This is a genomic window from Ancylobacter sp. TW_SC_1 (assembly GCF_056836805.1).
In genome coordinates this window covers 4191736-4216286 of sequence record NZ_CM166365.1, presented here as the reverse complement: position 1 = coordinate 4216286, position 24551 = coordinate 4191736, and the positions used below count along the sequence as shown (strand labels likewise).

Annotated in this window: 36 protein-coding genes; 31 read left to right on the top strand and 5 right to left on the bottom strand. The window is 66.6% G+C overall.

The genetic code is table 11. From position 1 onward, the window contains the following. Positions 1-22: 22 nt before the first annotated feature. A complete protein-coding gene (locus tag AC1PZ7_RS20020) occupies positions 23-2053 on the bottom strand; it encodes a putative bifunctional diguanylate cyclase/phosphodiesterase (RefSeq protein ID WP_482356937.1) in 2031 nt (676 codons plus the stop codon). Between the two features lie 550 nt (positions 2054-2603). Here AC1PZ7_RS20020 and AC1PZ7_RS20015 point away from each other — a divergent pair. Beyond that, positions 2604-3194 carry an SCO family protein gene (locus AC1PZ7_RS20015; RefSeq protein WP_482356936.1) on the top strand — a complete coding sequence of 197 codons (591 nt, stop codon included), beginning with the start codon at positions 2604-2606 and terminating at the stop codon, positions 3192-3194. On the opposite strand, the gene AC1PZ7_RS20010 is transcribed toward AC1PZ7_RS20015, so the two are convergent. The 3 genes from AC1PZ7_RS20010 to AC1PZ7_RS20000 form a co-directional block, all read right to left on the bottom strand. Further along, the gene (locus tag AC1PZ7_RS20010; RefSeq protein ID WP_482356935.1) at positions 3145-3519 is read right to left on the bottom strand and encodes a hypothetical protein; all 375 of its coding nucleotides are present in this window, start codon (positions 3517-3519) and stop codon (positions 3145-3147) included. The two genes, AC1PZ7_RS20015 and AC1PZ7_RS20010, sit on opposite strands and share 50 nt — an antisense overlap. Positions 3520-3734: 215 nt before the next feature. Beyond that, a complete protein-coding gene (locus AC1PZ7_RS20005; RefSeq protein WP_482356934.1) occupies positions 3735-4112 on the bottom strand; it encodes a hypothetical protein in 378 nt (125 codons plus the stop codon). A gap of 114 nt (positions 4113-4226) precedes the next feature. Beyond that, positions 4227-4736 carry a helix-turn-helix domain-containing protein gene (locus tag AC1PZ7_RS20000; RefSeq protein ID WP_482356933.1) on the bottom strand — a complete coding sequence of 170 codons (510 nt, stop codon included), beginning with the start codon at positions 4734-4736 and terminating at the stop codon, positions 4227-4229. A 195-nt stretch (positions 4737-4931) separates the two neighbouring features. Here AC1PZ7_RS20000 and AC1PZ7_RS19995 point away from each other — a divergent pair, with 195 nt between their 5' ends. From AC1PZ7_RS19995 to AC1PZ7_RS19985, 3 genes are all read left to right on the top strand, one after another. Further along, on the top strand, positions 4932-5204 hold the full coding sequence (locus AC1PZ7_RS19995) for a helix-turn-helix domain-containing protein (RefSeq protein WP_482356932.1): 273 nt from the start codon (positions 4932-4934) through the stop codon (positions 5202-5204). Between the two features lie 126 nt (positions 5205-5330). Next, complete coding sequence (locus AC1PZ7_RS19990; RefSeq protein ID WP_482356931.1) at positions 5331-5675, top strand: integrase catalytic domain-containing protein; 345 nt, start codon at positions 5331-5333, stop codon at positions 5673-5675. Continuing rightward, on the top strand, positions 5672-5944 hold the full coding sequence (locus AC1PZ7_RS19985) for a hypothetical protein (RefSeq protein WP_482356930.1): 273 nt from the start codon (positions 5672-5674) through the stop codon (positions 5942-5944). The genes AC1PZ7_RS19990 and AC1PZ7_RS19985 overlap by 4 nt, the downstream gene beginning before the upstream one ends. A gap of 39 nt (positions 5945-5983) precedes the next feature. On the opposite strand, the gene AC1PZ7_RS19980 is transcribed toward AC1PZ7_RS19985, so the two are convergent. After that, positions 5984-6400 (bottom strand): hypothetical protein, encoded by a 417-nt coding sequence (locus AC1PZ7_RS19980; RefSeq protein WP_482356929.1) that lies wholly within the window; start codon positions 6398-6400, stop codon positions 5984-5986. 224 nt (positions 6401-6624) lie between these two features. On the opposite strand from AC1PZ7_RS19980, the gene AC1PZ7_RS19975 reads away from it, so the two are divergent. From AC1PZ7_RS19975 to AC1PZ7_RS19845, 27 genes are all read left to right on the top strand, one after another. After that, positions 6625-6984, top strand: coding sequence for a hypothetical protein (locus tag AC1PZ7_RS19975; protein ID WP_482356928.1), 360 nt, complete (start codon positions 6625-6627; stop codon positions 6982-6984). Position 6985: 1 nt separating this feature from the next. After that, on the top strand, positions 6986-7447 hold the full coding sequence (locus AC1PZ7_RS19970) for a hypothetical protein (RefSeq protein WP_482356927.1): 462 nt from the start codon (positions 6986-6988) through the stop codon (positions 7445-7447). Further along, entirely contained in the window at positions 7447-9570 is a 2124-nt protein-coding gene (locus AC1PZ7_RS19965; protein WP_482356926.1) for a transposase, read from the top strand. The genes AC1PZ7_RS19970 and AC1PZ7_RS19965 overlap by 1 nt, the downstream gene beginning before the upstream one ends. 21 nt (positions 9571-9591) lie before the next feature. Beyond that, positions 9592-10350: an AAA family ATPase gene (locus AC1PZ7_RS19960; protein ID WP_482356925.1), complete on the top strand. Its 759-nt coding sequence runs from the start codon at positions 9592-9594 to the stop codon at positions 10348-10350. 44 nt (positions 10351-10394) lie between these two features. Continuing rightward, positions 10395-10988 carry a hypothetical protein gene (locus AC1PZ7_RS19955; protein WP_482356924.1) on the top strand — a complete coding sequence of 198 codons (594 nt, stop codon included), beginning with the start codon at positions 10395-10397 and terminating at the stop codon, positions 10986-10988. Next, a complete protein-coding gene (locus AC1PZ7_RS19950; protein ID WP_482356923.1) occupies positions 10988-11371 on the top strand; it encodes a helix-turn-helix domain-containing protein in 384 nt (127 codons plus the stop codon). The genes AC1PZ7_RS19955 and AC1PZ7_RS19950 overlap by 1 nt, the downstream gene beginning before the upstream one ends. Further along, entirely contained in the window at positions 11368-11709 is a 342-nt protein-coding gene (locus tag AC1PZ7_RS19945; RefSeq protein ID WP_482356922.1) for a hypothetical protein, read from the top strand. Before AC1PZ7_RS19950 ends, AC1PZ7_RS19945 begins: the two co-directional genes overlap by 4 nt. Further along, the gene (locus AC1PZ7_RS19940) at positions 11693-12364 is read left to right on the top strand and encodes a DUF3164 family protein (protein ID WP_482356921.1); all 672 of its coding nucleotides are present in this window, start codon (positions 11693-11695) and stop codon (positions 12362-12364) included. The genes AC1PZ7_RS19945 and AC1PZ7_RS19940 overlap by 17 nt, the downstream gene beginning before the upstream one ends. Before the next feature lie 10 nt (positions 12365-12374). Next, positions 12375-12584, top strand: a complete 210-nt coding sequence (locus AC1PZ7_RS19935) for a hypothetical protein (RefSeq protein WP_482356920.1) — start codon at positions 12375-12377, stop codon at positions 12582-12584. Then, the gene (locus tag AC1PZ7_RS19930; RefSeq protein WP_482356919.1) at positions 12581-12880 is read left to right on the top strand and encodes a hypothetical protein; all 300 of its coding nucleotides are present in this window, start codon (positions 12581-12583) and stop codon (positions 12878-12880) included. The genes AC1PZ7_RS19935 and AC1PZ7_RS19930 overlap by 4 nt, the downstream gene beginning before the upstream one ends. After that, positions 12877-13131, top strand: coding sequence for a hypothetical protein (locus AC1PZ7_RS19925; RefSeq protein WP_482356918.1), 255 nt, complete (start codon positions 12877-12879; stop codon positions 13129-13131). The genes AC1PZ7_RS19930 and AC1PZ7_RS19925 overlap by 4 nt, the downstream gene beginning before the upstream one ends. Then, a complete protein-coding gene (locus tag AC1PZ7_RS19920) occupies positions 13128-13874 on the top strand; it encodes a DUF7168 domain-containing protein (protein ID WP_482356917.1) in 747 nt (248 codons plus the stop codon). The genes AC1PZ7_RS19925 and AC1PZ7_RS19920 overlap by 4 nt, the downstream gene beginning before the upstream one ends. Further along, entirely contained in the window at positions 13871-14305 is a 435-nt protein-coding gene (locus AC1PZ7_RS19915) for a thermonuclease family protein (protein ID WP_482356916.1), read from the top strand. The genes AC1PZ7_RS19920 and AC1PZ7_RS19915 overlap by 4 nt, the downstream gene beginning before the upstream one ends. Then, positions 14302-14904 carry an MT-A70 family methyltransferase gene (locus tag AC1PZ7_RS19910; RefSeq protein WP_482356915.1) on the top strand — a complete coding sequence of 201 codons (603 nt, stop codon included), beginning with the start codon at positions 14302-14304 and terminating at the stop codon, positions 14902-14904. Before AC1PZ7_RS19915 ends, AC1PZ7_RS19910 begins: the two co-directional genes overlap by 4 nt. Further along, a complete protein-coding gene (locus AC1PZ7_RS19905; RefSeq protein WP_482356914.1) occupies positions 14904-15128 on the top strand; it encodes a hypothetical protein in 225 nt (74 codons plus the stop codon). Before AC1PZ7_RS19910 ends, AC1PZ7_RS19905 begins: the two co-directional genes overlap by 1 nt. Next, the gene (locus AC1PZ7_RS19900; RefSeq protein ID WP_482356913.1) at positions 15125-15757 is read left to right on the top strand and encodes a regulatory protein GemA; all 633 of its coding nucleotides are present in this window, start codon (positions 15125-15127) and stop codon (positions 15755-15757) included. The genes AC1PZ7_RS19905 and AC1PZ7_RS19900 overlap by 4 nt, the downstream gene beginning before the upstream one ends. Beyond that, positions 15754-16125, top strand: a complete 372-nt coding sequence (locus AC1PZ7_RS19895) for a hypothetical protein (RefSeq protein ID WP_482356912.1) — start codon at positions 15754-15756, stop codon at positions 16123-16125. Before AC1PZ7_RS19900 ends, AC1PZ7_RS19895 begins: the two co-directional genes overlap by 4 nt. Continuing rightward, the gene (locus tag AC1PZ7_RS19890; protein ID WP_482356911.1) at positions 16122-16355 is read left to right on the top strand and encodes a hypothetical protein; all 234 of its coding nucleotides are present in this window, start codon (positions 16122-16124) and stop codon (positions 16353-16355) included. Before AC1PZ7_RS19895 ends, AC1PZ7_RS19890 begins: the two co-directional genes overlap by 4 nt. Continuing rightward, positions 16352-16732: a helix-turn-helix domain-containing protein gene (locus AC1PZ7_RS19885; protein WP_482356910.1), complete on the top strand. Its 381-nt coding sequence runs from the start codon at positions 16352-16354 to the stop codon at positions 16730-16732. Before AC1PZ7_RS19890 ends, AC1PZ7_RS19885 begins: the two co-directional genes overlap by 4 nt. 116 nt (positions 16733-16848) lie before the next feature. Next, positions 16849-17964, top strand: a complete 1116-nt coding sequence (locus AC1PZ7_RS19880) for a peptidoglycan-binding protein (protein ID WP_482356909.1) — start codon at positions 16849-16851, stop codon at positions 17962-17964. Next, a complete protein-coding gene (locus AC1PZ7_RS19875) occupies positions 17961-18296 on the top strand; it encodes a hypothetical protein (protein WP_482356908.1) in 336 nt (111 codons plus the stop codon). Before AC1PZ7_RS19880 ends, AC1PZ7_RS19875 begins: the two co-directional genes overlap by 4 nt. Positions 18297-18443: 147 nt before the next feature. Beyond that, positions 18444-18764, top strand: a complete 321-nt coding sequence (locus AC1PZ7_RS19870) for a DUF2730 family protein (protein WP_482356907.1) — start codon at positions 18444-18446, stop codon at positions 18762-18764. Then, complete coding sequence (locus tag AC1PZ7_RS19865) at positions 18761-19069, top strand: VpaChn25_0724 family phage protein (RefSeq protein ID WP_213376043.1); 309 nt, start codon at positions 18761-18763, stop codon at positions 19067-19069. The genes AC1PZ7_RS19870 and AC1PZ7_RS19865 overlap by 4 nt, the downstream gene beginning before the upstream one ends. A gap of 2 nt (positions 19070-19071) precedes the next feature. Beyond that, a complete protein-coding gene (locus AC1PZ7_RS19860) occupies positions 19072-19689 on the top strand; it encodes a phage protein Gp27 family protein (protein WP_482356906.1) in 618 nt (205 codons plus the stop codon). After that, positions 19673-21307 (top strand): hypothetical protein, encoded by a 1635-nt coding sequence (locus AC1PZ7_RS19855; protein ID WP_482359688.1) that lies wholly within the window; start codon positions 19673-19675, stop codon positions 21305-21307. Before AC1PZ7_RS19860 ends, AC1PZ7_RS19855 begins: the two co-directional genes overlap by 17 nt. Beyond that, on the top strand, positions 21301-22935 hold the full coding sequence (locus AC1PZ7_RS19850) for a DUF935 domain-containing protein (RefSeq protein WP_482356905.1): 1635 nt from the start codon (positions 21301-21303) through the stop codon (positions 22933-22935). Before AC1PZ7_RS19855 ends, AC1PZ7_RS19850 begins: the two co-directional genes overlap by 7 nt. Further along, positions 22922-24286 carry a phage head morphogenesis protein gene (locus AC1PZ7_RS19845; protein ID WP_482356904.1) on the top strand — a complete coding sequence of 455 codons (1365 nt, stop codon included), beginning with the start codon at positions 22922-22924 and terminating at the stop codon, positions 24284-24286. Before AC1PZ7_RS19850 ends, AC1PZ7_RS19845 begins: the two co-directional genes overlap by 14 nt. The last annotated feature ends 265 nt before the right edge of the window (positions 24287-24551 follow it).

Genomic DNA, 24551 nt, shown 5'->3' with positions numbered 1-24551 from the left:
GCCCGCCCGGCGGAGGTGGCGGTCATTTGAAGAGGGTGTCGGCGTTGACCGGACGGTGGAAATAGAAGCCCTGGAACAGCGTCGCGCCGAGCTCCTTCAGCCGGGTGAGCTGCTCCTCCTCCTCGACGCCCTCGACGACCAGTTCCAGCCCCAGCGAGTCGGTGATGGAAATCGCCGCCTTGATCTGCGCCTCGTCGATCGGGTCGCTCAGCAGATCGCGGGTGACGGTCCAGTCGATCTTGATGCCGTCGACCGGAAACTGCTTCAGCGTGTCGAACGAATTGTAGCCATTGCCGAAATCGTCGAGATAGACGTGCATGCCATGCGCGCGCAGCGCGATCAGGAAGCTGGTCACCTGATGCGCGTCGTAGATCACGTCGGTTTCGGTGATCTCGATCCGCAGCGCCTTCTCGACCCCCGGATGCGCCTCGATAATTTCCAGCAGCCGGCGCTGGAAGGTGGCGTTGGCGAGCGTCTGCACGCTGAGATTCATCGAGACGTATTGACCGCCCCCACGCTGGATGAGTTGCATGGCGAAGTCCACGCACTGGCGGCAGACCCAGTCGTCGATGCGTCCCATGAGGCCGAGACGCCGCGCCGCCGGCAGGAACTGGGCCGGGCTGTAATAGCTGTCATTGTCGTCGGTCAGCCGGATCAGCGCCTCATAGCCACAGATCTGCTGGTGGGAATCGACGATGGCCTGCAGGTGCAGCTTGAAGCGGTTCAGTTCCAGCCCGAGCCGGATCCGCTCGGCCCAGCCGACCTGCTGATGCGTGGTATTCACCTTCGGATCGCCGAGGTCATAGAGCTGGACGCGATCGCGTCCGCCTTCCTTGGCCACGCGGCAGGCCGTGTCAGCCGCTGCGAGCAGGCCGGAGGGCGTCCGCAGCGGCGCCTGCGCCATGCTTAGGCCCATGCTCGCCGTCAGCGTGATGCGTTGCCCGTTGACGCGGAAAGGGTGGGACTGGATCGCGCCATTGAGGCGGTTGGCGATGCTGACGATCTCGATCTCGCTGAGGCCGGTGAGCACCACGGCGAACTCGTCGGCGCCGATGCGTGCCAGCATGTCGTCGCCACGCAGCTGCCCGCGCAGGAAGCGCCCGATCTCGCGCAGCAGTTCGTCCGCGGCGGTGTGGCCGACCGCGTCGTTGATGCCACTGAAATGGTCGATGTCGATGACCCCGACCCACACGCCGCCGGTCACGCCGTCGCGCAGGACCTGGTCGAGCCGTTCCTCGAGCGCGAAACGATTGGGCAGGCCGGTCAGCATGTCGTGGCGTGCCTGCTGGGCGACGAGGCGGGCGAAATCCGCCAGCGCCTCTGTGTGCTCGCGCAGTTGCTCGCGCATGGCCACGAGTTCGGCCTCGCGCTTCTTCTGCGCGGTCAGGTCGGTCCAGATGCCGACCATGCTGCCATTGGCGAGCCGGCGTTGGCTCACCAGGAGCCAGCTCTCGTCGCGCAGCACGATCTCGACCGGCCGCTCGTCGTCCTTGTTGGGGCCGTCCCTGAGCAGGGCGAGCGCATTGGCGGCGCCATCGCCGAAGAAACCGTTGGCCTGCGCCTCGTCCAGCACCTCCGAAAGGTACCGTCCGGTACGCAGGGCGGTGCCGGAGGCGGCAAAGATCTGCCGCATGCCGCTATTGGTCTGGATGATCCGTCCTTCGGGACCGAGGACGATCAGGCCCGCGGCGATCCCGTCGACCGCGTCGTTCAGTTGGGTCTCCACCATCTTCAGCCCGGACACGTCGGCCCAGGTGCAGATCATCCAGGATTCCGGCGTGCGCTGCTCGCGCACCTGCACCCAGCCACCATCTTCCAGTTGAAGCAGGAAGGGCGTGCCATCGGCCGTCGCATGCCGGCGCAGCCGTTCCGCGATGTGGTCTTCCGGGTTTTTCGCCCAGCGCCATTCGCCGTTGGGAACGGAGGCGAGGGCATAGAAGGTCAGCCCCTGCAGATCGCCCAGCGGCTCGAGAAAGGGAAACAGCTCAAGGAAGCGTCGATTGTGAAAAACGAGGCGATCCTGGGCGTCAAAGATCGCCAACCCGTCGCGCATGCAGTTGAGCAACCCGGTGATGTCGACATCACCAGGCTTTTGTCCTTCCGGCTCCGCCGATCGCGGGCCGAGACCGGATAGCGTTGACCTTCCAGCACTCATCATTCCGAATGGTCCATCCATCCGGCTTCCGCCTCCACCGTCCCACGTTGGGCGACAGCGAAACGGCGTCTTGCCCCGCCCGCATTCCGAAAATGAACGCTCATATACTAGAGTACTATTTTGCCACTCATGCAACCTAGGTGAATCGTGGGGCTAAGGTCGTCAGACGGCAAAATTCAGCATAACGTATTCACCCGAACCTGGAGGAATATATGACGGCTCGCGCGGCAGGGCTAGGCATGTTGGGACGATGGATCTTCGCGGCCTGCGTAATTGTACTGATAGGTGCGGCGATCGGCCTGTGGGCACGTCATGGTGCCGCCGTTTTCTTCGACATGCTGTCGGCCGGAATTGCCTATTGCTTCTAGGCTTGAAGCGTCCCATTGACTGAATCCGCCGACATGCGGGCCGGTCCGGGCGCGCCACCGAAAAATCTGCCGTGGGTGCCATGTCCAACCGTCGCGTTCTCCTGCTGCTGGCCGCCTTCGTCGCCGGTGCCGTCATCATCGTCGCCAGCGCCCTTGCGCTGCTTCCGCAGGGGCCGGTCGCGGTCTCTGGGCAGACCGCCATCGGCGGCCCCTTCGAGCTGACCGATCAGGATGGCCAGAAGGTCACGCAGGAAACCTTCGTCGGGGAGCCAACACTGGTCTTTTTCGGCTTCACCCATTGCCCGGACATCTGCCCGACCTCGCTGTTCGAGATGTCACAGCTTTTCGAGGCGCTCGGGCCGGATGCGCGCAAGGTGACCGGACTGTTCATCACCGTCGATCCCGAGCGCGACACGGCTGAGGTGATGAAGTCGTATCTCGGCAGCTTCCACCCCAGCATACAGGGCCTGACCGGCACGCCCGAGCAGATTGCCGCGGTCGTCAAGGCCTACCGCGTCTATGCCAAGAAGGTGCCGACGCAGGACGGCGACTACACGATGGACCATACCGCCATCATCTATCTCATGGGCAAGGACGGCACCTTCATCGCGCCGTTCAACCTCAAGCGGTCGCCGGCCGAGGCCGCCGAGGAACTGCGCCGCTACCTCTAGGCGGTGCCGTGCGCAGGATTCGTGGGCGCCGCCGCGAGGTGCGCGCCAGCCCGTGGTCCGTCTTCTCCCAGCGATAGGGTGCCATCACGAGCTGGAGAACGGCACGCCAGGCCGCGGCCGACATCATCAGCCAATAAAGCGGCATCAGCGCGATGGCCCGCCCGATCCCCGGCACGCGGCGCCGGCGCATGCCGAGCACCGTCGACAGCACCGCGCTGCCATAGCCGATCAGCAGCACGCAGAACCAGACCGCATCGAGGATCAAGCTTGCATGCGAGAGGCTGGCTTCGGCGCGGAACGTCAGGTTCATCAGCAGCGTCGCCACCAGCACCGGATGCAGTAGTGTTACGCGAAGGATCAGATGGACAATCGGTGATCTGGCGGGATTAGGCGGGAACGTGCGGGAAAGCGCGGTACGGCAAGGGTTTGCGCGGGCGCCAATGAAACGAGCGGCGCGAAGGATCAAATGGCCAGTGACCGGGCGCCAAAGGGGCGCGAAGGATCAAATGGCCAACGTCCGATGCCTGCTCTCGCGGAATGCTACCGGGTGATCAGGCGCTTAGATGGCAGACGCAAATCCCGCTCGCATGCGTCCATGTTCTTTTCCCACTGACCCGCGTCGTGGTCGATCGCCGTCAATTTCCTAGCGGAGGGCGGCAACAGAACGCTTATGAGTAGGCCCTGCATCGCGTTGCCGGCCATCTTGCATTCGAACGGCGCATCCGACGCAAGCAGCGATTGAAGTTGCGACGAGAAGTCCTTGTTTAGATGCCGGAGCGCGGCGACGTCTCCACTTATCATGGCTGACGAGGCCTGCTTTTCTGCCCGTTGGAGCATCTTTACCTGCTCCGTGACGGTGAAGGCGTTCGCCGAGTTCGCCAGCAGAAGCCATAACGTGCAGGTCACAAAGAGCCGCATTTTTCATCTCCGGGCGCACGTTCTGATAGCGCGTTCGTTACCACACAAACAATTTTATACACCAACAGGATACCATTCCCGCGATAATTGTAGTTCGTTCCCCGCGGATCAACCTCAGGCCGAGCGTTTGCCGGAGCCGGCTTCAGATTTCGCTAGATCGCTTTTCAGCTGCGAGGCGAGCAATTTAACCATGGTGAAACGCTCGTCCGGATTGTCCGTGGCGTTTGCGATTTCGTTGTATTTCTCGGCACTTAAGCGGCCGAGATCGACCATAGATAATGGCGCTCCACCCTCGCGGTAAACGCGCGCGATCATGTCTGTGATACGACCCAACAACTCGGCATCTGGCGTGAAATGGGCCCACGGTGCCGGCTTGTCATTGCGCTTTCCGGTCAAGAGCCAAGTGGGATCGCAGCCCATCTCTGCCAACAGACGCAGCACGCTCACCTTCGGAGCAGATCTACCGGCTTCGTACTCCTGGTAGGTGCGGAAACCAGCGCCCAGCTGCTTAGCAAACGCTTTTTGATCGAGATGCAGTGATTCGCGGAACTCCCTCAGTCGTTCGCCAAGCGAAGCGTCATCGAAGGGCTCTTTGCGAAATGAATCCACCATTTGGTCAGCCATTTCGCAGAAGCAGAAAACAGCGCAAACTCAAAGAGATACGCCGATATTGGCGCATATCGCGTCGGGTTGGCTTTGCGAACCGCTGATAGTGGCGTTGACACACGCTGTTTTCAGCGCATTCTCGTTGCCATGGCAGTAGCGAACGCAACCTTAGACATCCCAAAAAATCCCGCTGTGAGGCGGGCGTGGATCCACATGCAGCTGAAGCTTGTCGGGTCCTCGTGGACGTCTCTCGCGAAAGAGATCGGCGTCACCCGGCAGGCGGTCCAGGCGACCGCCGCGGGGGCTCCGTCTCTTCCCATCGAGAGCGCGCTTGCTGCCACGCTCGACGTGACGCCGCAGGTCCTCTTCCCGGAGCACTGGACGTCGGCCGGCGTGCGAATCCCCAAGCAACGCACCCTGCTGCACAGGGCGAAGAATAGCCGATCGACCACGTACCGCCATGGCAAATCCATCGAGGCTGCCTGACATGCCCCTGCGACCCTGCCGCCGGCCCCGCCGCCATGACGCACTGCTGATCCAGGCGCTCGTCATCGCCACCCTCATCATCGGCACGGCGAACGTCCTCGCCGGCCTCGGCCGGTGGTGAACGCCATGACCAGAACGCCTCTGCGCCATCATGAATGCTGGGTTGTGGACGTGAAGTCGCTCGATGTCATCGTCGAGGGAGGCCGTCCCTGGCTCGCGGCCATTGTCGACGTGCGCTCGCGCACCACGCTGGGCCACTACACGGGCGGCTCTCAGACGGCGGCGGTATGGGGTGCCCTTTCGGCTGCCCTGACAAAGTGGGGCGCGCCGGAGCGCATCGTCGCTGACAACGTCCGGGACCTCCCCGAAGGGGTCCTCGCCGCTCTCGGCGTGAAGGTGGAACGCTCACTTGCCTATCGGCCCAGCGTCATGGCGCTGGCGGAACGCGCACTGCGCGAGGTGGCGCCGTGATGTACGTCATCGGACGCCTTGAGCCCGACCACCGCTCCGGCTGCATCTACTGGAGCGGGTCCGTCACCATCGATCCCTCGCCGGTGGTCGGCGCCACCATGCTGATCGGCGAGGCCGTGAACCGGCACAGCGTGCTGGTGGTGACGGATGCCGATGTCGCCCATGGCCTTGCTCTGTGGCTGAACACCTCGCCGGCGCTCAAGCGTTCGCCCGGCGGATCGCTCTGGCGCGCAATGCCACTCCCGGAAGACTTCGGGAGGGCGGCATGAGGCTGCGCGGGCACATTCTCGCCGCTGCACGCGCGCTGGCTAAGGGTTTCGGAACGTGGGTGAGCCGCCCCACGGCCAAAACGAGTGCTCAGCTCCCTCCAATTTCTGCCGTCGATCCCACGCCCACACAGCTGTCGACCGATACGAGCCGCCTGCTTGCAGATCTGACGCCGCTTCGAGAAGTTCGCCCGCCTCAGCGTAGAACTGCGACAGGGCAAAGACCGTTAGGAGGCGCTCTCTCGACGGCATCTTGTGAAGCTTCTGCTGCTGCTTGGCAGGAGTTGCTGCTGCGAGCGCGCGCAGAGCGTCGGCTCTTTCACTACGCCAACGCAACCAATCAACGTACGAAAACTCCTTCAAAAGCTCAAAGACATCCTCGTACTCGTCCCCGGTCAAGAACGACTGGACTTCTTCGGACAGCGCGAAACACTGCGACGCGTATTTATGCAGCGGCATTGTTCGTCCTCCGCCCGCGAGGACGTGCGTGATGTCCTGCTTCTCGATCGCAACTCATATTTCGGCTTCCTCCGACTCGGTGTTTGGCGACCTGAGCATCGGGGAAGCGCGCCACCTGCGCCAGTGGTGGGGCGGCGGGGCTACTCGCATCCTCCCTGAGCCAAACTGCCGGGCGGGCCTGTCTCGCATCGCCCGCCCGGCGCCCTTTGGGGAGGGGCGCTGACATGGTGCGGCGAGTCGAATTGACCGACGACCGAAGCACTGGATTGTCCGAGGTGATGCGCTTGGTCAGAAACGGCCTGCATCCCAACGAAATCGTTTGCTGCCTGGATGGCAGGCTCACGCCCGGAACCGTTCGTGTCTATCTGAGCCAGATCCGCAAGGCCGGCCTAGACGGCGGTGAGCCGCTTTCTGGTGGCCCGCTGCCGATCGCGCACATGACGACGCGGGCCTCCGCCCTCCTCACAATAGAGGCCGACAAACGCAAGATCATGCGGTCGGTACTCGCCAGCGCCATCCTTGAAAAGGTGCTGCTGGATGATCTCGTCGACGCGGTGCTCGACGATGCGCGGGAGGGCCGCTGACTTGAGCCGCCGCGACTCTCATACCCTCGACCTCTTCGACTGGACGCCGCCGGCCGTCGTCAAGCGCTTCGACGCCCAGCGCGTGCGCGCCGCGACGTGGCGCGACCAGGTGGCCCGCGCCGTCGCCGAGGCCCTGCACGCAAGCAAAATGACACGCGAGGACATCGCCGACCGCATGAATGAGTTTCTCGGTGACGAGGACGGCGGCGTCACGCGCGGCATGCTGGACAATTACGCCAGCCAGGCCAAGGAAGGCCACACTATCTCGTTCCTGCGCGTGATCGCCCTAGGAGCCGTCACCGGCGACGAGCGCCTCCTGCAACTCGCAGCCGACCCTCTCGACCGGATCGTGGTCGAAGCGCGCTTTGAGGGCGCGATCAAGGAGGCGATGGCAACCGAGCAGATCGAGCAGCTGGAGCGCATCAAGAGGCTCGGTCGCCGGCAGTGGCGGGGTGGCCGCTGATGCAGCCGCTCTCCATTTCGCAGATCGCCCAGGCCCTGAACGTCACCAAGCGCGGCGCCGAGATACGCGCCCAGCGCGAGGCATGGCCGTTCACGGTCGGGGCCGGCACTGGCCGGCCGCGGCTCTATGGCTATGCCAGCCTGCCGCAGGACGTGCGACTTGCCTGCGCCCAGGCGCAACTCGCTGCCGTCGACCTGCCGTCGTCGCTCGCGGCTGTCGCAGCGGCCGAGCCAGAGGCCCAGCAGCTTTCGTGCAGCGCCGCCGAACAGCGCGACGCGCGTCTCGTCATTCTCAATGCCCTGACACGCTTTCAGCGCGACAGCGGCCTCGGGCTCCTCGGCTCCGACGCCCTGTTCTGCGACGCCTACAATGCCGGCGGCATTCCAGTTGCTGAGTGGGTGCGGTCCTCTGTTCGCGGGCTCACGCCGCGAACGCTGCGCCGCTGGCGGACGGCTCTCAAGGCCGGCGAGACGCATCGGCTCGCCGTCGACAAGGGCGCCGCGCGCCGCAATCGCGGGGTGCTCGACCTCGCCAATGGCGGCGAGGTGCGCAACACCATCCTCGCGGCGATGGCCAAGAACCCATATTTGTCGGCCGATCATATGCGCGTCCTGATCATCGACCGCTTCGGCGCCAGCCTCGACATGGGCGACGCCGTGGCGCCGGTGCCCTCCGTCCGTACCTTTCAAATGACCTTGAAGGGATGGCGCGAGACCTATTCGGCCGAGCTTCTGGCGCTGACCGATCCGGACGCCTTCAAGAACAGCTTCCGCGTTTCCGGCCGCTCAGCTCATCTGGTGAGCCGCTGCAACGAGCTCTGGGCGATCGACGCCTCGCCGGCGGACGTGCTCACCAAGGATGGCCGCCACAGCGTCTATGTCGCCATCGACGTCTTCTCGCGGCGGCTCATCATCTTCGTCTCCAAGACCCCGAAGGCGGCAGCGGTGGGCCTGCTCATGCGCCGCGCCATCCTCGAATGGGGCGTGCCGGAGCGGGTGAAGACCGACAACGGCTCGGATTTCGTGGCGAAGTACACCCAGCGGGTGATGGCCAGCCTCGGTATCGATGTCGAGCTTTCCGCGCCCTTCTCGCCCTGGCAGAAGGGCACGGTGGAGCGCGCCATCGGCACGATGCAGCGCGACCTCATGCGAACGCTGCCGGGTTTCGTCGGCCATTCGGTCGCCGACCGCAAGGCGATTGAGGGGCGCAAGGCGTTCGCCCAGCGGCTCGGCAGCGACGTCGACAAGGCGTTCTCGGTCGACCTGACGCCGGCCGAGTTGCAGGACTATTGCGACCGCTGGGCAGCCGGACGCTACGCCCATCGTCCGCATGACGGGCTTTCCGGTGCCACGCCGTTCCAGGTCGCCAGCGCCGACCGGACGCCGATCCGCCGCGTGGATGTTCGCGCCCTCGACATGCTGCTCGCGCCGATCGCCGGCCGCGACGGACTCCGCACAGTCGGCAAGGAAGGCATCCCCATCGACCGGACCGTCTACATCGCCGCCGGGGTGATGCCGGGCACCGAAGTGCTTGTGCGCATGGACCCGGCCGATATGGGCCGCGCCTATCTGTTCGACGCCTCCGGCGAGGCTTTCCTGGGCGAGGCCATCGCGCCCGAGCTCGCCGGCGTCGACCCGGCGGAAGCGGTGAAGCGGGCGCAGGCGGCGCAGAAGGCGTTCATGGCCGAGCGGACGGCCGAGCTCCGCAAGGTCAAGTTCAAGCCTCGTGACTTTGCCGATGCGGTGGTGCGGCACGGGCAGGCGCAGGCGGCTACGCTGATCGCCTTCCCGAAGCGCGAAGACACCCACACAACGCCCGCGCTCGGTGCCGCGCTGGACGCCGTCACGCCCGCCGCGCCGCAGCCCGTCGCGGCCTCGATCCTCGATATGCAGCGCCAGCTAATGGCGGAGGAGAACGTCGCCCCGCTCCGCCGCGTCGAGACGGCCCATGACCGCTGGAAGCGGGCCGGCGCGATCGCTGCGCGCCTCGTCGCCAAGGAGCCGGTCAATCCGGCCGATCTGATGTGGCTCGGGGGCTACCGCGAGGGGCCGGAATACCGGGGCTTCGCCGCTACGTGGGGCGACCCGCTCGAAGAAGAAAACCCGGCCGAAGCCGGGCTTTGAAAGTCGATTGAGGAGACCAGAATGACTGTCGCCGTTCCGCAGGTCAATGGGCCGATCGCCCTCAAGAACGTTGCCGCCTTCATGGCTCAGGCGACGAAGCTGATCGACCGTTCGCCGCATCTTCCCGGCATCGGCGTGTGCTTCGGCCCTTCGGGCTACGGCAAGACCTATGCGTCGATCTTCTGCCAGAACAAGACCCGCGCGGTACGTGTCGAGGTCGGCGACAGCTGGACGCGCGGGACCTTCTTGCGAGCCATCCTGTTTGAACTTGGCTTCGATCCGCGCGGAACCGTCGCCGCAATGGCAGAGAAGGCGAAGGCGGCGCTGGGCGACAATCCTCGCCGCCCGCTCATCATCGATGAAGCCGACAAGATCGTCGACAAGGGCTACATCGAACTCGTCCGGGAACTGCAGGAACATTCGGGCGCGCCGGTTCTTCTTATCGGCGAAGAAAAGCTCCCGGTGAAGCTGGAGCGCATCGAGCGCGTCGCGAACCGCGTCCTCGACTGGATGCCCGCCCAACCTTGCGACATCGAGGACGTGCAGCATCTCGCGCGCGCATTCTGCCCCAATGTCGAAATTTCCGAGGACCTGCTCGACGAGATCCGACGTCAGAGCCAAGGCCGCGCGCGCCGCGTTGTGGTCAACCTCGCCCTTGTTCAGGAGATCGCCCGCAATCGCGGCGTGAAGTCACTGGATCGCTCTTCCTGGGGGCGCGCCGAATTCTACACGGCCAAGGCGCCCCGCGCCCGTCGCGACAGCGAACTGGCGGTGGCGTGATGGGTGGTCACCGACCTTCAACCGTCAAGCTGCACGAGCTTCGCGTGGATATCCCGCGAGGGTTTGCCGACTACTGGCAGATCATCCGCGAGGCTGACGCCGCTGGACCGTGGACGATCGCGATGATCGCCGGTCGGACGCGCTCGCACCATGAGATTATCGGTCGCTATGTGCGGCGGCTGAAAAAGGCCGGCTTCGCCGATGTTGTCGGCCAATCCCCCGGCGAAGGCCCCAAGCCTGCATCTCTGTACCGGCTAACCCGCTCTCCGGTCGAGGCGCCGAGAGTTCGCGAGGACGGCTCGGAATGCCCACCGACAGAACAGGAGCAGATGTGGCGGGCGATGCGCAGCCTGCAACAGTTCGACGCGCGGGAGCTTGCCTTTAGCGCCTCGACCGACGTCGTCACCGTCAGCATGGTCGCCGCGAAGAGCTACGTCGCGCGACTGGCCTGCGCCGGGTATCTCGCCGTTGTCCGTCCGGCGAAGGGTGGCAAGGCGGCTCAATTGGCCATCTGGCGTTTGAAGCCCGCGATGAACACCGGGCCGCTGCCGCCGATCGTCATGCACACCCGGTTTGTGTGGGACCAGAACCGCGCCGCCATCGCCGGGGCAGCCACCGATACCGAGGGGGCGCTCTGATGGCGGCTCCTGTACCCGACTTCCTCGCCAAGGCGCGAGCGGCCTGGGGCAACCCGCCCGACTGGATCGTCGCCCTGGCGGAAGCCTGCCAGCGCGAGACGCAGAGCGGTGTCGCGCGGCGCCTCGGCGTCTCCGGCTCGCAGATCTCGCATGTACTGGGAAACAACTATGCGGGCCGGCTGGACCGTATCGAGCAGCTTGTGCGTGGCGTCTATCTCGGCGTCACGGTCAGCTGCCCGGTGCTCGGCGACATCGGCCGCGACCGGTGTCTTGAAGAACAGGGACGGCCCTATGCGGCGACATCGTCGGTGCGGGTCCGTCTGTTCCATGCCTGCCGGAGCGGCTGTCCGCACGCCACCCACTGCAAGGGAGCCGCAGCATGAGCGAGCACCCGCCCGTCATCGTCACGCTCGACGAGGTGCGCGCGACCGCACGCGACATCGTCAATCACGACGGAACGCGTCGCGCGATCGGCATCAGCGTGCACCACGTCCTCGCCATAGCGCACACGGTCTGCGCGCTCGACGACATAGCTAAGGCTGCAGCCGAGCTACTCCAGGACGCTGGCCGGGCCAACGCGGCTAGCGTGAGCGGCGACATCGAAACCGAAGTGTCCGCGCTCGAAGACATGGCCGAACACGAGGCCACCCTCACCGACGCCCTCATGGCGCTCGGCTTCCTCCCCGCCGAACAGGAATCCCCCGATGAACGAGCACAGTGAAACCGTAGCAGCCGAGGCGGCCGCCGCCTTGCCGCCGGGCGCCTTCTACGTGAAGGGCAAGCCGGTGATGACGAATGCGAAGGGCGATCACGTCCCGCTTTCCAAGGTCACGGCGACTGATCTGCTGATCGACGAAACCGTGCGCAAGATGATGGGCTTTGCGATCGATCTGAACGCCCGGATCGCGCGCTTTCGTGGCCACTGCTTCGATGATGTGGGAGCCCTGCAAGCGCTGCTTGCTCAGGAGTATGGCGCCAGCGTAGGCGGCAAGAAGGGGAACATCACCCTCCCGACGTTCGACGGGACCATGAAAGTCACCATTCAGGTCGCTGATCAGCTGATGTTCGGCCCCGAGCTCCAGGCGGCGAAGAAGCTGATCGACGAGTGCCTGGCCGAATGGGGCGCGGAGGCCGGCGACAATCTCCGCGCCGTGGTCAACCAGACCTTCGACGTGGACAAGGAAGGGCAGATCAACCGCTCGGCTCTTTTCAGCCTGATGCGTCTCGCCATCGAGGAGCCGCGCTGGCAGCGCGCCATGGACGCCCTCAGGGACTCGATGCGCGTGATCGGCTCGAAGACGTATATCCGCTTCCACCGGCGCGACGCTCCGGATGGCCCGTGGCAGGCCGTCACCATCGATCTGGCTGCAGCGTGAGGGGGCGCGGATGACCCGTCGCCGTTCCGCCTACCCGAAAGTATTCGTCGCCATCCGAACCGGCGTGCGCCAGGCAGCCCTGGTCCGTGCCCATGAGGCGCCGTTCGGCAAGCACCGTGTGCATGTTCTCGGTGCGAAGCGCTCGATCGTCGTTGACGCCGGCCGTGTGCATGCCGATCCCGAGATGGCCCGCGCGGCAATCCGCGAGGTGCGGTCATGAGCAAGCGCATCCTCGATCTCGACCGGCTGCGCCGCCTTGTCGGCGTCGTCGACTCGATCCTCGACCAATTGCCGGAGGTCGATAACGACTGCTACGGCAGCCACACCGCGCACAGGAGGGCAGCGGAGGCGGCTCTTGATGATCTCGCCCGCTCCGAGGGTGCCCGCTGGAGCGACAAGGGGTTTGAAACTTCCGTCAGGCTCGGCGGTCTCCGTGCCAGTTCGACCTGCGGCCACGCTGCCGCTCTCTGTAATTGGCGCACCTCGGCGCTCCAAAAAATCGGGGGGCCGGCATGATGCGCCGTCGTCGCCTGTTTCGCTACGATCCCATGTCCCGCTGGACGCCGGCGATTGCCCTGCGCCGGATGGAATGCCGGATCGAGGACGCCAAGGCCGCCCTTCTCGACGTCATGAGCATCTGGGGGGACGTAGATCAGGGCGCCGTCAACGAGGCCGAGGAGCTGACGGCCGCGCTCGACAGATTCATGTCGGGGCAACGTGCCAGCGTCCGCGAGCGCCTGGAAGCCGGGGAGGACGTCGGACCATGACCCGAGACCTTTCCAAGCTCCGACAGCGGATCGCCGCCCTTCGCAGCAAGACAACAGCGAAAGGCTGCACCGAGGCCGAGGCGCTCGCAGCGGCGGAAAAGGCGGCCGAGTTGCTCGCATCCACCGGCATGACCGATGTCGAACTGGACGCCAGTTTGATGGAGGGACTCTCCGTCGCCATCGGCACCCGCCGCCGGCCGATCGACAGCGTCTGGAGCACCGTGGCGGTCTTCGCCGAATGCCATGGCTATCTGGAGAAGGCCGGCAGCCGGTGGTCTTGGGTTTATTTCGGCGACCCCGCCAACGTCCTGGTCGCCGAGTACGTCCATGAGGTCGTGCGCCGCGCCGCCCGCACGGCCGCGCGGGAGTTTCGTGACAGCGACGTATACCGCCGCCGCCGCACGGCGCGGACGAAAGCTCAGGCGCTCAAGGCACTCGAAGAAGGCTTCGCCGCCGGCATTGCTCCGAAGATCCTGGCGGGTCTCTGGAAGCGAAAGGGCATGTCGGGCCACCCGCTGGTGGAACGGCAGGCGCTGGTCCAGTCGATCCGGGGGCCGATCAAGGAGGAGCTGGGGCGGCGCGGCATGTCCTTCGACCCGGCCCGAGCGCTGGCGCCCGCAGCTGGAAAGTTTCGCGACGTCGCCCGCTGGGACGGCTTCGCCGCCGGCCGAGCCGTCGACATCGATGCGCCCCTCTCCGGCCCGGCGGTCGCCGGGCTGCTGACCTCGGGAGATCGGTCATGATCCGGTCGTCTCTTCCCGGTCTCGTACTTGCCCTCGCTCTCACTTCGTCGGCCGCCGCCGGCATCTACGTCATCGATGGCGACACCATCGTCGTTGGCCGGGAGCATATCCGTGTCGTCGGGATCGACGCTCCCGAGACGCGGCGGGCGCAGTGCGACGCCGAGCTGCGGCTGGGGCTCGACGCCAAGGCCCGCGTGATCACCCTGCTGCAGGAAGTGTGCGGGCCGCTGGCGAAGGCGGATGTCAGTCGCTGTCTCGTCATCGACCGCCAGAACCAGCGGGACCGCTACGGCCGCACGCTGGCGCGGATCGGCGTCGGCGGCCGCGATCTCGGCGCCGCGCTCATCGCCGAAGGGCTGGCTCGGCCCTATCTCTGCCCGCACGGGCGCTGCCCCGCGCGCCAGCCCTGGTGCGGGGAGCGCACGCCGTGACCGCCGCCGCGAGCTCTTGGCCGTTCGGCCACCTCCGACAGTACAAGTACGGCGTGATCATCGCCGATCCGGCGTGGCGCTACGACATGTGGTCGGACAAGGGCTACGGCAAATCGCCGGAAGCCCATTACGAGACCATGGCTGATGACGAGATCGCCGCGCTTCCGGTGCATCTTCTCGCCACCGACAGCTGCATCCTGCTGATGTGGGCGGTCTGGCCGAAGCTGCCGGTGGCGATCGACGTCCTGCGGCGCTGGGGTTTCACCTACAAGACCGGCGGCAGCTGGACGAAGACCACCCGCACCGGAAAGCGCGCCTTCGGCACCGGCTACATCCTTCGCTCCAGCTGCGAGCCCTTCCTCGTCGGCACGATAGGTTCCCCCGAGATCGGCGACCGCGCCGTGCGGAACCTCATCGAGAGCCCGCGCCGCCTGCACAGCCAGAAGCCGCCGGAGATGCGGGCCATGGCCCAGCGGCTGCGACCCAACGCCTTCGGCGCCGAGCTCTTCGGCATCGAGCCCTGGCCGGGCCATGACGTGTGGAACCCGAAGCCGCACCGTCCCGCCGATCTCTCTCCGCTGGCAGCGGGAGAAGGCTGATGCCCCGCGCTCGCGCCGTGTCGCCGGAGATGCCCCCGCTGCTCGCCCTTGAGGCGCTCGGCCGGCTCTCCGAGCTGACCCGCGAGCGCCACGAGCTGCTGCGGCGGCTCGTCAGGATCGCGCCGCGCTCGCAGCGCCGTCTCGATGCCGAGCGCGAAATCGCGCTCCTCACCCGTCAGATCCTCGCGGCCGAGCTCGCTCTCGGCGGAAAGGCCAAGCGATGAGCACCGCACCCGCCTCGCGCCAGCAGATCGGCGCCATCCACGCCGCCAAGAGTCGCGCCGGGCTCGATGATGACAGCTACCGCGACATGCTGCGCCGCGAGACCGGACAGCAGTCGTCGAAGAACCTCAACGCCGGCGAGGCCGGCCGCGTGCTGGACTATCTGCGCGCGCTCCCTGGCCGGCCAGATATTCCCTTGAAGGCATCTTCAAAGGGCCGGAAGGCCGTCCGCATCGACGGTACCTATGCCGGCAAGCTCCGCGCGCTCTGGATCACCGGCTACAATCTCGGTGTGGTCGAGGACCGTTCGGACAAAGCTCTGCTCGCTTTTTGCGAACGGCAAACCGGCATCGCACATCCCAACTGGTGGCGGGACTCGGCGCCGGCGCAGGCGGCGATCGAGGGGCTGAAGGCGTGGATCGGCCGCGAGGCCGGCGTCGACTGGAGCCGGGCGCGCACCACGCGCGGCGCGCAGGAGGCCGCTTATCACGCCCTGCGGCGGCGGCTCACCGAGCGCCGGGTGCGGGTCCACATGCCGGCCGACACCAGCCGCTTCGAGAGCGCGCAGTTTGTCGAGTGGATGCGGATTGGCGGCGAGCAACTGCGCGCGGCGCTGGGAGAGCAGGCGTGAAGAAGCTCGCCCTGGAAGACCTCTCGCGCGAGGAACTGCTGGCGTGGATCGGCCACAGTGTCCTGCCGCGCGCAATTTTCGGGGAGCCTGTCCGTCAGGCCGATCTTCTTTCGGTACGACACGAGACGTTGCAGGCCAAGAAGACGGCCGCGTCGGACAGGTGGATCATTGCGTGCGGCAACCAGGCGCGAGCCATGCAGGCGTGGCTAGCCTGCAATGGTGATCATCGCGAAAAGAACAAGCTGGAGCGCATCTACCTCGACCTGAAGGACGCGGCCGATAGGGCCGAACGCACTAGGAAGCGCGCCGAGCGGGAGCGTGATGCCTGCTGGGCGGCGATGGAAGCCGAGTGGGAGCGTGCCCGATGAAACGCGCGCGCCATCTCCCGAACGACGCCGCCGCCGTCGCGGCCGTGCTCGCTGCCGATGCGAACCTCGCCGCCGCCGATGCCACGTGGGTGGGGCGCGGCTATGCCCGCACCTCCTGCCGGGTCTGGCGCTGCCGGGATGGATCGGTGACCGCGCGAATGGTCTGGCGGCATCGCGACCATGTCGTCGCCACCATCACCTATGTCGCGCAGGGGCTCGTCATCCGGTGAGCGACGTATTTGGCCAGATCGCCGAGGTGATCGGCCTGCCCCTCGCGATCCGCTTGGCGGAGGTGCGGGGCGGCGGACGGCTCACCGTGCCGGCGCGTGCCCCTGCCGGGCACTGGCTGGTGGAGTTGCTCGGCCGTGAGGCCGCAGACCAGCTCTGTGCCCACTATCGCACCTTGTCGCCGGAAGGCGCCGAGCGCGGCGTCGAGATCGACATGCCGCGCGGCCCAACCGGGACCCTAGCCCAGGCGCGGCGGCGGATGGCCGAGGCGCTCGATGCTGGAATGCCGGCGGATGCGGCGGCGCGTGCAACGGGCCTTTCCCGCCGCACCGCCTACCGCATGCGGAAAAAGGACCCACGTCAGCTGACCTTGCTCTGACGCCCGGATTTGGGAAAGATGCGGCGCGCCCGCTCTCTCTGTCGCCCGGTGACAGATGTCACCGGCCTTTCGGGTGCGCCCCTTGGGCACCTTCGGCTCCTCACAGGAGCCGCACGATGCTGTCCCCCGTCGCCATCCTCCGCCAGATCGCGCCCAAGGCCGCGCCGGCGCTCGTCGCCGCCTTCGGCCGCACCTCCGATCTCAAGACCGCCGGCCTCACCACGCCGCTGCGTCTCGCGCACTTCATGGCGCAGATCGCCCATGAGACGCAGGGCTTCACCAAGCTGCGCGAGAGCGGCCACTACTCGGCCAAGCAGATCGTGAAGGTCTTCGGCGTCGGCAAGCACTCGGCGGCCGTCACAGCGGCCGAGGCGGCCAAGCTCGCCGGCAACGAGCGCGCCCTGTTCGAGCGGGTCTACGGCATCGGCAATCCGGTCAAGGCGAAGGATCTGGGAAACCTATATGCCGGCGACGGGTTCGCTTTTCGCGGCGGCGGTGCCATGCACTCCACCGGGCGCAATGCCTATACACGCCTCGGCCTGGACGAGCATCCCGATCTGATCGAGACCGCCGGGCATTGCCTGCGCGGCGCTTTCGATCACTGGACGCGCACGGGCTGCAATCGCCTTGCCGACCTCAACGACGCCCGCGCCATCACCCAGAAGGTCAACGGCGGGTACAACGGCTATGACGATCGCGTCGCCTGGTTCAACCGCATCTGGCCGCTGCTGCGCGATGGCAGCGCGGCGCCGGAATCTTGGAAGGCGGCACAGCCCTCCGAGACCACGCGCGTGCTCCAGACGCAGCTGCGCGAGCTCGGCTACGACATCAAGGCCGATGGCCTCTACGGCCCGGCGACCACCGAGGCCATCGTCGCCTTCCAGAAGGCCAACGGGCTGAAGACGGACGGCATCGCCGGCGATCTCACCACGAAAACCATCACCGCCCGCATCGCCGGCACGTCGCCGGCGACCGGCACGGTCACGGTCTCCGACCCGCCGCCCGTCGCCCCACCGGTCGCCGCCGGCGTCAGCACGATTGCCCTGGCAGAGGCCGGCCAGCAGATCACCGAGAAGGCCGACGTGCTCCAGGGCTATGCAGGCCTGTCGGACTGGTTCGCCTACGGCGCCGGTGCGGTGATGGCCATTGGTGTCAGCATCATCGTCTTCGGCATCGTCCGCACCTACGTCATCCCGGCCATCTGGCCGGCCAAGGCGCCGGTGCCGGCATGATCGACCTGTTCCTGACCTACGGGGTGGGGTGGAAGTGGTGGGCGGGGCTCGGTCTCGTCCCGCTTGTCATCACCGTCGTCCTGCTGGTGCGCGTCGTCGGCCTGACGCGCGCCCTCCAGATCGGCGCCGGCCTGCTCGCCGCCCTCGGTGCCGCCGTCATGCTCCGCCGCGCCCGCCAGCAGGGCTGGCAGGACCGCGAGGCCAAGCTCACCCGCGACACCGACGAGGCCGTCGCCGACTACAGGAAGAAGCAGGATGAAGTGGCCGATCTTTCCGATGCTGAGCTTGATCGCCGTGCTGAGCGCTGGGTGCGTGACGACGAAGCCCGCTGACCCCTCGTCCTGGTGCCAGACCAACGCGCCCTGGATCGTCTCCACGGCAGAGTTTGCCGTGATGTCCTCGGACAACAAGGCCAAGCTCGTGACGCATAACGAATATGGCGAGGCCCACTGCGGGTGGAAGCCGGCCGGAGGCGCCTGATGGAGGACCTGCTGCTGCGGTGGGGGCCGCTCCTGCTGTCATTCATCAGTGTCGCCTACGCGATCGGCTCGGCCCGCGGAAAAGCGGCCAGCGAGCGCGTGTCCAAGATCGAGGTGCGCACTTCCTCCATCGACGAACGGCTGGCCGCGGTCGAAGGCGAGATCAAGCACTTGCCCGACCGCGAGATCACGCACCGGCTCGAACTGGCGATCAGCAAGCTCGAAGGCCGGATCGAGGTCATGGATGAGCGGCTGAAGCCCGTCAGCGAGATGGCGAAGCGGGCGCAGGAAATGGTGTTTGGGGAGGCTCGGACGGCGTGAACGACAAGCGCGAACAGTGGCTCGCTGAGGAAGCCCGGCTCATCATCCTGCGGGTGCTTGCGGAAGAGGTGAATGAAAGCCTCAACAGCAACCTGCTCGTACGCCATCTGCGCGAACGGTTCGGGATTCCGCGCGACCGTCCGTGGATCCATCGCCAGCTCGACTATCTGCGCGAAATGGACGCCATCAGCCTGGTCGACGCCGAGACGGTCAAGATCGCGACCCTGGCGAATGACGGCCATCGTCACCTGCGCCGCGAGCTCGTCATCGAGGGCGTGAAACGACCCTCCCGGCCGGGCGAATAACCATGGCCATCGGACGCGGACGGCTCTCCTTTTGGGACACGCTGCCGGAATGGGGCGACGAGGCGCGCCTGTGGGCGTTCGGCCAGTTGGCGGAGCGCACCCTTACCCAGCTGGAGATCCTCGACGGCGTCAACGAGAGGCTGCGGGCCGCGGCTTGGCAGAATGGCCTCACCGCCGACATTCCCCAGGCGAGCCGGTCCTCGCTCAATCGGCTGTCGATGCGCCGGGCCTCTGCCGTCCGCAAAATGGCGGAAGCCAAGGCGCTCTATGAGGGACTGGCCACTCAGTTCGATCACAACGATACGGATGCCAGCTCCGTCGTCCTGGGCGAGTTCCTGAAAACCCTCGTGTTGGAGATCGCCGATGGAGGCGGCCTCGACTCGAAGGGCGCGATGGAACTGGCGCGTGCCTTCCAGGCGATTGTTTCGGGTATGAAAATCTCCGATGACCGCCGTCGCAAGCTCCAGACCGATTACGAGAGCAAGACGGCCAAGATCATCGACGCCGCGGCGAAGGAGGGTGGGCTCTCGGCCGAGGTGGTGGCGCAGCTGCGCCGCGACTTCCTCGGCGTGCGGCCGAAGGCGAAGGCGGAGGCGGGTAGCGATGCTTCCGTCTCCTGATCCCGATCGCGTCGCCGGCGCGCCGGTTCTGCCCCGAACTGAAAGCGCCTTGCCGCCAGAGCTGCCTCGCGGCGGCGAGATCCCCGAGGATCTCGACCCGCTCGCCGAGGGCGTGCTCATGCGGCACCAGGCTGAGTGGATCGAGGACGATTCCGACCTCAAGCTAGGGGAGAAGGGGCGCCGCACCGGCGTCACCTTTGCCGAGGCGCTCGACGAGACGTTGGTCGCGGCGGCGAAGCGTTCCGCCGGCGGCCAGAACTGCTTTTACATTGGCGATACCAAGGACAAGGGGCGCGAGTTCATTGGTTACGTCGCGCATTTCGCGCGTGTCGTAGCGAAGCAACTCGTCTCAATCGAAGAATTTCTGTTCGAGGACCAAAAGGAAGACGGGTCGGTTGCTCAGATACCGGCGTTCCGCTGCCAGTTCACCTCGGGCTTTCGCGTAGAGGCGCTCTCATCCCGACCGGAGAACATCCGCGGCTTGCAGGGCGTCGTCTGCATCGACGAAGCCGCCTATCACAAGAATGTCCGCCTCGTCCTGGACGCCGTCATGGCGCTGCTGATCTGGGGCGGCAAGGTACGGGTGATCAGTACCCATAACGGGGTGCTGAACCCTTTCAACGAACTGATCCGCGAGGCGAAGGCCGGAAAAATTCCCTTCTCCTGCCACTTCATCCCGTTTGCCAAAGCCGTCGCCAACGGGCTGTTCAAGCGCGTCTGCCTCATGTCGGGCAAGGAATGGTCGGCAGAGGCCGAGGCGGCGTGGGAGGCGAAGATCCGCGGCGCCTACGGCGTGCGCACCGCGGCCATGCGCCAGGAGCTCGATGCGATCCCCGCCGAGGCCGAAGGCGCCGCCCTGTCCCGGGTGCAGATCGAGGCGCGCATGGCCGATGGTGCGCCGGTCGTCCGCTGGAGCTGCGCGGACGATTTCAAGAGCGCGCCGGAACACATCCGCAGGGCCGAGGCGATCGCCTTCTGCGAGCGCGAGCTCAAGCCGATCCTCGACGCGCTCGATCCGCACCGCCCGCACTATTTTGGTGAGGACTTCGCCCGCACGGGCGACGTCACCGCCATCATGCCCTGCGAGCTCGGCCGCGATCTCATCCGGCGCGTCAAGCTGCTCGTCGAGCTCCGCAACGTGCCCTTCGAGCAGCAGCGCGACATCCTGTTCTACATCGTCGATCGGCTGCCGCGTTTTTCCGGCGGCGCCCTCGATGCCAACGGCAATGGCGCGTATCTGGCGGAGGTGGCGCAGCAGCGCTACGGCGCGCAGCGCATCGTCGAGGTGAAGGCGACGCCGGACTGGTATCGCAAGAATTCGACGGCCTATGTCGAGGCATTCGGCGACGGCACGGTCGAGCTACCGCGCGACGCCGACGTCCTCAGCGACCACCAGGCGCTCCAGTACGTCAACGGCATCATCAAGGTGCCGGACGATCATCGCTTCAAGGGCGAGGACGGATACGAGCGTCATGGCGATACCGCGATCGCCGGCGTGCTGATGTGGCACGCCACCGGCCTGGCGCCGATCGACTACGCCTACATCCCGGTTTCCGCCCTTGATGGGGGATCGGACAGCATCTTTGCCGAGGACGTTGGAGGGCGCGCGCTATGGTAGGCCTGATCGGGCCGGACGGTCGCCCCGTCTCGTCGAAGAAGCTCTCGGAAGAGGTGGCGACGCCGACGCTGATGGGCGTGCGCTCCACCCATATGGACGGCGTCGCCTCCGGGCTGAAGCCGGAGCGCCTGGCGCACATCCTGAAGCAGGCGGCGATGGGCAATGCCCGCGACTACCTGACCCTCGCCGAGGAGATGGAGGAGCGCTACCTGCACTACGCCTCGCAGGTGCAGACGCGACGCCTCGCCATCGAGGGAGTGGCGCCGGCGGTTGAATCGCCGAAGGGCTACCCGAAAGAGATCGTCGACGCGGTGCACGAGCTGGTCGACGATCCGAACTTGCTCGACGCCATCGGCGCCCTGACGGACGGTATCGCCAAGGGCTATGCCGTCGTCGAGCCGATCTGGGAGTTTGAGCGCAAGCGGCTCCGACCCGTCGCCTTCAAGTGGCGCGACCCTCGCTTCTTCCAGTTCGACCGCGTCGGCCTTTCCGAGCTGCGCCTGGCGGTGGATGGCAATCTCGACGGCGTGCCGATCGACAAGCCGACCTTCATCGTCCACATGCCGCGCTCGAAGACCGGCATTCCGCTGCGCCGGGGCTTTGCCCGCGCCGCCACCTGGGCCTTCATGCTCCAATCCTTCGGCCTGAAGGACTGGGCCGCCTTCGCCGAGATCTATGGCATCCCCATGCGCGTGGGCAAATATCACGCCGGCGCCTCGGCCGCCGACAAGAAGGCGCTGCTGCGGGCGGTCGCCGCCATCGCCAACGACGCCGCCGCGATCATCCCACAGGGCATGGAGATCGAGTTCATCGAGGCGCAGGGTTCGAAGGGCGAGGCGGTCTTTGGCGGGCTGCTCGACTATCTCGACAAGCAGGTTTCAAAGCTCGTTGTCGGCCAGACCATGACGGCTGACGACGGCTCCTCGCAGGCGCAGGCGAAGATCCACGACAAGGTACGCCTCGACATCACCCAGGCCGATTGCCGCCAGCTCGGCAACACGCTGAACCGCGACCTCATCCCCTGGTACGTCGCCCTCAATTACGGGCCGCAGGACGTCTATCCCAAGGTGACGCTGCCGGTCGCCGAGCCGGAGGACATCAAGGAGCTGACCGAGGCCGTGGCGCGCCTGGTGCCCTTTGGCCTCAAGGTTGGCCAGAAGCAGATGCGCGGGAAGATCGGGCTATCGGAGCCCGACGACGAGGACGAGCTCCTAACACCGGAGGCACCGTCCGTTCCTCCGGCCGGCAAGGTGACGGCCGAGGGCAATCCGCCCGTGCCGCCCGCGCCGCCGGCGCCGGGCAAGAAGGCGGCGCTTTCCGCCCATCATGGCGGGTGCCGCTGCTCCTCGTGCCGGGCGGGTGCGCCCGCGACCCTCGCAGCCGAGCCGGGCGACATCGACGTCGAGGACGAGCTCGACGACTTCATCGCCGAGGCGATGGCGGAGTGGGAGGAAGACGCCGACCCGCTGCTCGCGCCCCTGCGCCAAGCGGTGGAGGCAGCGACATCCTTCGCCGAACTGGAGGCGATGCTGCCGCGGATCGCCGGCGAGGTCGACGGCAACAAGATCGCCATCAAGCTGGCGATCGCCATGGCGAAGGCGCGCGGGCTGGGCGATGTCCGCGACTGAGGCGGTCGCGCGGGCGAACCTCATCGCCGGGCTCGTCTCGCTCGCCGCCGGCGGCCGCATCGAGCGCGGCTTCCCGACCCCGCCGGAGGTGCTGGACTATTTCCGCGACCAGAAGCTGGCGCCGCGCTTCTCCTGGCTCGACGTGTGGGGAGAGGAGCACGCGCATGCCTTCACCGTCGCCGGTGTGCTGGAGGAGCGCACGCTTGCCGAGTTCCGCGCCGGCCTCGACCAGGCACTCGCCAACGGTACCGGCTTCGACAGCTTCAAGGCGGAGATGCAGCGCCGGCTGAAGCCGCTGGGATGGTGGGGGCCGCGAAGCGTCATCGACCCGGACGGCACCAAGGTGAAGACGGTCGACTTCACGCGCCCCCGGCGCCTGGAGACGACATTCTGGTCGAATGTGCGCGCGGCGCGTGCCGCCGGCCAATGGGACCGCATCCAGCGCACCAAGCGGGCGCTGCCCTACATCCTTTATGTGCGCACGACGGCCGGCGATCCGCGGCCGGAGCATCTGCGTTGGGCCGGCATCATCCTGCCGGTGGATCATCCGTTCTGGCGCACGCATTTTCCGCCCAATGGCTGGGGCTGCAAATGCGCCGTGCGGCAGATCTCGGCCGCCCAGGCGGCGCGCCTGCTCGGCCGGGAACCGGAAGAGGGCGGCGTCATCTACCGGGACACGCCGCCGGAAGAGCGGATGCGCATCTTCGTCAACAAGCGCACCGGGCAGCGCACGCAGGTGCCGGACGGCATCGACCCCGGCTGGCACAGCAACCCCGGTGTCGGCCGCTCGCGCACGCTGGGGCGCATTCTGCAGGAGCAACTGGACGAGACGCCGGCGGAACTCGCGGCAGCACGCGTCCAGAAGATCGTCGCCGGCGACGGCTTCCTCTCCCACGTCGTCCAGGCGCGAGCTCGCGGCGTCCGCCGTCACGCCGTCGAGGCGGCGTTGAAGGCATCACAGCGGCCGGCGGATCTGGTCAACGAGATTGAGCCGTGGACGTTCGCTACGCAGCCGGTCGCCATTGTCAGTCCGGGCCTCGCGCGCGATCTCGGCGTCGTGCGCCATACCGTCGTCATCAGTGACGACGCGATCGCCCACAACGTGACGCATCCCCTGCGAACCGCCATGTGGCGAATCGTGCAGATCGCGCTGGATGGAGACGACATCTGGCACCGGCGCGACGATGGGGCTACCCTTGCCCTCGCCACGGTCGACGGCGTGCTTTGGTTCGCGATCCTCCGACCCACGCCCGGCGGTGGGCTCCAGGTGAGCACCCTGTTCCGGGGGCGAGGGGGGCGGGACGGCAGCTACGCCCGCAAGCAGGTGGAGCGGTGTGATCGGATAAGGTGAAAGGCGCGGAGGGAGGCCGTCACATCCTCCTCGCTAGGGCGTACCCGAGCCGGACGTCGATTTCTCCGCTCTGACAATGTAGCGGCGCTTCGCTGGCGCTGCAAGCCGAGCGAACCTTCCCAGAGGCCCCCGTGACCGCCTGGCGGTATCCGCCCGGCCCGTTCCCGCCGCAAGGGCGCAAATCGCCGCCCACGGCTTTCAAAACACCTTCAAAAACGATCCTGATCGGTTAGGGTCGACCGCATCCGCTTCGGGGAGCGCATTC